Annotated in this window: 2 protein-coding genes; one reads left to right on the top strand and one right to left on the bottom strand. The window is 70.6% G+C overall.

The features are described from left to right. Positions 1-412, top strand: a 412-nt coding sequence (locus tag Q7W29_02490) for a YaiI/YqxD family protein (GenBank protein ID MDO9170678.1), incomplete at its 5' end; no start/stop codon positions are given. Positions 413-433: 21 nt separating this feature from the next. Here Q7W29_02490 and Q7W29_02485 read toward each other — a convergent pair. After that, the coding region (locus Q7W29_02485) for a hypothetical protein (GenBank protein ID MDO9170677.1) at positions 434-1,000 on the bottom strand (567 nt) is incomplete at its 5' end.

The raw sequence follows: 1,000 nt of genomic DNA, 5'->3' as shown, positions 1-1,000 counted from the left end.
GAAGGACGAGATCTACAAGGTCGCCCAGCGCGACGACCTGCCGGTCACCCTGGTGGCCAACAGCTACATGCGCTACCCGACCGGCGGCAAGGTGAAGCTCGTGGTGGTGGAGCAGGGCCGCGACGAGGCCGACGACCGCATCGTCGAACTGGCTGAAAAGGACGACATCGTCGTCACCGGCGACATCCCGCTCGCGGCGCGCTGCCTCGACAAGGGAGCCCGGGTGCTCGGCCACAAGGGCCGGCCCTTCACGCCGGAGAACGTCGGCGACTCGCTGGCCACGCGGCAGCTGTTGTCCCAGCTGCGCGACCAGGGGCTGGTGGGCGGCGGGCCGCCGCCCTTCTCGCCGAAGGACCGGTCGCTGTTCCTGCAACAGCTCGACCAGATGGTGCAGGCGATCCGGCGGGGATGAGGTCGCGTCCCGCGACCCCGGTCAGCGCAGCAGCGTGCCCCGGACCACCACGGGCGGCCGCCCGGCCGTGCCGAGCGTGAACAGGTAGGCGCCGGACGGCAGCATCTTTCCCGCGGCATCCATGCCATCCCATGCCACCGCCAGCGGCGCACTGCCGACAGTACCGCTCCAGAGTGTGCCCAGGCTGCGCCCCGCGAGATCGCGCACCTCGAGGCGCGCTTCGCAAGCGATGGGCGAACTGACGATCAGCTGCGTGCGGGGATTGAAGGGGTTGGGCGCCAGTTGCAACGTCGGCCCGGGCCGCAGCGGCGTGGCGCCGGTGACGGGATCGCTCACCACGATGGTCGCCGCGCCCAGCGAGAGGTCGGGCAGAGGGTCGGCCTGGGGGTCGGAGAGGTACACCTCGACAGTGGCCAGCTCGGTTACGCCCGTCTGCGGGCCGGCCTCGAAGTGCCACACCAGCAGTTCGCCGGGTCCGCTGGCATAGCAGGTGCCGCCGATGATCACCACGTAGGCGTGGAAGAGCCCCGGCGTGGTCTCCTCGTAGTCCTCCCACAGGAAGCAGCCCACCCCGTCGTAGATCGAGCC

Source organism: bacterium, from assembly GCA_030654305.1.
Taxonomy (GTDB): Bacteria; Krumholzibacteriota; Krumholzibacteriia; order LZORAL124-64-63; family LZORAL124-64-63; genus PNOJ01.
Note: the sequence above shows the minus strand (reverse complement) of the source record. Positions and strands in the feature narration are given on the sequence as shown.